This window comes from Gemmobacter sp., from assembly GCF_016792925.1.
GTDB lineage: Bacteria > Pseudomonadota > Alphaproteobacteria > Rhodobacterales > Rhodobacteraceae > Gemmobacter.
In genome coordinates this window covers 1-4408 of record NZ_JAEULU010000283.1, presented here as the reverse complement: position 1 = coordinate 4408, position 4408 = coordinate 1, and the positions used below count along the sequence as shown (strand labels likewise).

Genomic DNA, 4408 nt, shown 5'->3' with positions numbered 1-4408 from the left:
TGAATGATCTGGCGTTGCAGGTTGGAACTTTCGATCCGGTCCGGGTCGATCACCGTGATCGTCCCCACGCCCGAGGCCGCCAGATAGAGGCAGATCGGGCTGCCAAGCCCCCCGGCGCCGATCACCAGCACCCGCGCCTGTTTCAGCCTCTGCTGCCCCGGGCCGCCGATCTCGCGCAGCAGCAGATGGCGGGAATAGCGCCGCAACTCGGCCTCGGAAAAGGTGCTGGCCTCGGGCGTCACCGCCTGTGGCGCGCGGGCGCGCAGCCAGCCCAGACCGGCCCGATAGGCCAGCCCCAAGCCCAGCAGTGCCCCCAGCACCAGCCAGGGCCGCGCATCGCCCCCCAATGCGGCGCGCACAGGGCCTTCGGGCAGCAGCAGCAGCGCCAGCACCACCAGCGACCAAAGGCCCCCGACCGCTGCAAGCCGTTGCCGCAGCGGGGCACCCATGGCCCAGCCAATGCCCCAAACCGTTGCAAAGGCAAGGAAAACCAACGCCATCAGCGCCGCCCCGTCGAACCGAATCCACCCTCGCCGCGCGCGGTCTCGCTCAGATGTTCCACCACGGCAAAGCGCGCCTGCACCACCGGCGCCACGATCATCTGCGCGATCCGGTCGCCATGGTGCAGGGTAAAGGCCCGATCCCCCAGATTGATCAAGGCCACGCCCAAAGGCCCGCGATAATCGCTGTCAATGGTGCCGGGCGTATTGGGCAGGCTGATGCCATGTTTCAGCGCAAGACCCGAGCGGGGCCGGATCTGCATCTCGTAACCCACTGGAATTTCAACGCGAAATCCGGTTGGCACGATCAGGCGCTGCATCGGCTGCAAGGTGATGCCCGCCGCGCGCTCGGCCTCGGGCAGGTTGGCGCGGATGTCGGCGCCGGCCGCGCCGGGGCTTTCATAGCTCGGCAGGGGCAGAGCCCGATCCGCCCAATCTTCCCAAACAACGCGCAATTCCGGTGCCATGGCGCCCTCCCCGTTTTGCTGTTCATGGGCCGGGCGCGGGCCAAAGGCAAGCTATTGCCGGATCACAATCTCGGCCGCCACGCTGCCTTGCAGCACGCGGCGGGCGTTGGGAATGTCATTCGACAGCGCCCGCGCCTCTGCCGCTGCCGCGTCATGGCCATGGTCCAGCCAGCGGCGGATCAGGCGGCGCTCCAGCTCGGCCTCGGGCACATCCAGCGCCACGGTCAGATCGTAAAGCGGGCGAGCCTCAGACCAGGGCGCGGAATCCAGCAGAAGGTAATTTCCCTCCACGATCAACAGCTTGTCCGCAGGCCCCACCACATCGCCGCCCGCCCGCGCCAGATCGAGGCCCCGATCAAAGACCGGGATCACCACCTCATCCTCGGCCCGCAGGCGCCGGATCAGATGCACGAAACCCAAGGCATCGAAACTTTCGGGGCAGCCCTTGCGCGCCCGCAACCCGCGAGCGTCAAGCACTTGATTGTCCAAATGAAACCCGTCCATCGGCACCACACGGGCGCCCGTGCCCAGGGCCGCCACCACGGCCTCGGCCAAAGTGGATTTCCCCGCCCCCGGTGGGCCGGCAAGGGCGGTGATGAACCGCCCCTGCCGAACTGCGCGTTGCCGGATCAGCCCGGCCAATGCCTCCGGCGTCATGCGTCTTCCGTCACGCCTTCGGGCAGTTTCGCCCCGGTCATGAAGGCCACCGCATCCGACATCGAATAGTCGCCCGGCTTGATGACGCAGAGCCTGCGCCCCAGACGGTGAATGTGAATGCGGTCAGCCACTTCAAACACATGCGGCATGTTGTGGCTGATCAGGATGATCGGAATGCCCCGCGCGCGCACATCGCGGATCAGCTCCAGCACGCGGCGGCTTTCCTTCACGCCAAGCGCCGCCGTCGGCTCGTCCAGGATCACCACCTTGGAGCCGAAGGCCGCCGCCCGCGCCACCGCAACCCCCTGCCGCTGACCGCCCGAAAGCGTCTCGACCGGCTGGTTGATGTTCTGGATCGTCATCAGCCCCAGCTCGTTCAGCTTGGCCCGGGCGAAGGTCTCCATCGCCGGACGGTCCAGCTGGCGGAACAGGCTGCCCATGATGCCGGGCTTGCGCAGCTCGCGGCCCATGAACATGTTGTCGGCGATCGACAGCGCGGGCGACATGGCGAGCGTCTGATAGACGCATTCGATGCCATGGGCGCGCGCATCCAGCGGCGTGCTGAAATTGACCGGCTTGCCATCCAGGGTGATCTCGCCTTCATCGGGCTGCACAGCACCCGACAAGGCCTTGATAAGGCTTGATTTACCGGCGCCGTTATCCCCGATCACCGCCAGAATCTCGCCCGGCATCAGATCGAAATCGCAATGGTTCAGCGCGGTCACCTTGCCGTAACGCTTGACCAGACCACGCGCCTTGAGAAGAGGTTCTTGCGTCATGCCGAAGCCTTTCTGATCCACTGATCCACCGCCACGGCGAGGATGATAAGCATGCCAATCAGGAAGAAGGTCCATTGCGGGTCGGTGCCGACCATCTTCAGGCCCATCTCGAACACGCCGACGATCAGCGCGCCGAAGAACATGCCCACGATGGAACCGCGCCCGCCGAACAGGCTGATCCCGCCGATCACCACTGCCGTGATGGATTGGATATTGCCCAATTGCCCGGTCGAGGCCGTGGGCGAGACCGAGCCGAAGCGGCCGATCATCACCCAGCCCGCGATGGCGCAGAACAGTCCGGCCAGCGCATAGACCTGAATGAGGATTTTCTGGGTCTGCACGCCCGCCAGCTCTGCCGCGTCGGGGTCGTCGCCCACGGCGTAGACGTGGCGCCCCCAGGCGGTCTGGCGCAGCACATAGGCCATGATCGCCACCAGCGCGACCATCAGGAACACCGCATACAGCACCTTCACGCCGCCGGGCTGGATCGAGCCGCCCCAGAATTGCAGCGCCGCCGCCTGTTCGGCAATGTCGGAGGAGCGGATCGTCTCATTGGCGGAAAAGATGAAGTTCGAGGCCAGCAGGATCTGCCAGGTGCCCAGCGTCACGATGAAGGGCGGCAATTTCACCTTGGCCACCAGCCAGCCATTCGCAAACCCCATGGCCGTGCCAAGCGCGAGGCCGATCAGGATCGAAACCGGGGCCGGAATGCCAAAGCGGAAGGTCATCTGCCCCATCAGCACCGAGGAAAACACCGCAATCGCGCCGACCGACAGGTCGATGCCCGCCGTCAGCACCACGATGGATTGCGCGCAGCCGATGATCCCCACGATGGCGATCTGCTGCAAGATCGTTGAAAGCGTGGTCGCCTTGAAGAAATTCGGCGACAGCAGGCCAAAGATGATCAGCGCCACCACCAGCACGATCATCGGCACGGCCGAGGGCGTCTGGTGCAGCCAGTGCTGCAACTTCTTCAACGCGGATTTTTCTTCCTGAAACTCCGCCACCTTTTCCGAGGCGCCCTTCAGGCCCTCCTCGAAACTGGTTGCGGGTTGTGGTTCGGATGCCATGGTCACATTCCCCCTTCGTGCCCCGCGCCTTTCCGTTGCGCGCCTGGGCCCCATCCGTGGCGCGCAGGCGCCACTTGTGACAAGGGCGGCACCGCCCGATGGGGGGCCGCCCTTGAGTGAGGTTCTCAGACCGACCGGGGGTCGGTCAACAGGCGATCAGCCCCAGCACAGCTCCGTGCCCTTGGCGGTGTCGATCGACTCGACGCCCGCGGCGGGTTTGTCGGTGATCAGCGCCACGCCGGTGTCGAAGAAGGCCTTGCCTTCGGTCGGAGCGGGCTTGGTGCCATCGGCGGCGAATTTGGCAATCGCCTCCACACCCAGCGAGGCCATTTGCAGCGGGTATTGCTGCGAGGTGGCGCCGATGATGCCATCCTTCACATTGGCAACGCCGGGGCAGCCGCCGTCAACCGACACGATCAGCACGTCTTTCTCACGGCCGATGGCCTTCAGCGCCTCATAGGCACCGGCAGCCGAGGGCTCGTTGATCGTGTAGACCACGTTGATTTCCGGGTCTTTGGCCAGCAGGGTTTCCATGGCCTTCAGCCCGCCCTCTTCGTTGCCCGAGGTGACCTCGTTGCCCACGATGCGCGCGTCGCTCTCGTCGCCCCATTTGTTCGGGTCGGCCAGGTCGATGCCAAAGCCTTGCAGGAAGCCCTGGTCGCGCAGCACGTCGACCGAGGGCTGCGAGATGGCGAGGTCGAGCAGTGCGATCTTGGCCTCTGCGGCCTTGTCGCCCATGGTGGCCTTGGCCCATTGGCCGATCAGCAGGCCCGCCTGGAAGTTGTCGGTGGCGAAGGTCGCGTCAGCGGCGTCGATCGGGTCCAGCGGCGTGTCCAGCGCGATGACCAGCAGGCCGGCGTCGCGGGCAGCTTTCACCGAATCAACGATGGCCTTGGTGTCCGAGGCGGTGATCAGAATGCCTTTGGCGCCATCGG

At 65.6% G+C, this 4408-nt stretch carries 6 protein-coding genes; all 6 read right to left on the bottom strand.

Features of this window, described 5'->3' with window-relative positions; genetic code table 11:
• A partial coding sequence (locus JNN06_RS13585; RefSeq protein ID WP_291240131.1) for a ThiF family adenylyltransferase occupies positions 1–503 on the bottom strand: 503 nt, incomplete at its 3' end.
• Positions 500–967 (bottom strand): dUTP diphosphatase, encoded by a 468-nt coding sequence (gene dut, locus JNN06_RS13580; RefSeq protein ID WP_291240130.1) that lies wholly within the window; start codon positions 965–967, stop codon positions 500–502. The genes JNN06_RS13585 and dut, both read right to left, overlap by 4 nt.
• A gap of 51 nt (positions 968–1018) precedes the next feature.
• Positions 1019–1624, bottom strand: a complete 606-nt coding sequence (locus JNN06_RS13575) for a nucleoside/nucleotide kinase family protein (protein ID WP_291240129.1) — start codon at positions 1622–1624, stop codon at positions 1019–1021.
• The gene (locus tag JNN06_RS13570; RefSeq protein ID WP_291240128.1) at positions 1621–2403 is read right to left on the bottom strand and encodes an ATP-binding cassette domain-containing protein; all 783 of its coding nucleotides are present in this window, start codon (positions 2401–2403) and stop codon (positions 1621–1623) included. The genes JNN06_RS13575 and JNN06_RS13570 overlap by 4 nt, the downstream gene beginning before the upstream one ends.
• Complete coding sequence (locus JNN06_RS13565) at positions 2400–3473, bottom strand: ABC transporter permease (protein ID WP_291240127.1); 1074 nt, start codon at positions 3471–3473, stop codon at positions 2400–2402. Before JNN06_RS13565 ends, JNN06_RS13570 begins: the two co-directional genes overlap by 4 nt.
• A 156-nt stretch (positions 3474–3629) precedes the next feature.
• Positions 3630–4408, bottom strand: a 779-nt coding sequence (locus JNN06_RS13560) for a substrate-binding domain-containing protein (protein ID WP_291240126.1), incomplete at its 5' end; no start/stop codon positions are given.

Excerpts from the sequence above, each read along its gene's own strand:
- JNN06_RS13565 (WP_291240127.1), bottom strand. The coding sequence starts at position 3,473 with ATGGCATCCGAACCACAACCCGCAACCAGTTTCGAGGAGGGCCTGAAG.
- dut (WP_291240130.1), bottom strand. The coding sequence starts at position 967 with ATGGCACCGGAATTGCGCGTTGTTTGGGAAGATTGGGCGGATCGGGCT.
- JNN06_RS13570 (WP_291240128.1), bottom strand. The coding sequence starts at position 2,403 with ATGACGCAAGAACCTCTTCTCAAGGCGCGTGGTCTGGTCAAGCGTTAC.
- JNN06_RS13575 (WP_291240129.1), bottom strand. The coding sequence starts at position 1,624 with ATGACGCCGGAGGCATTGGCCGGGCTGATCCGGCAACGCGCAGTTCGG.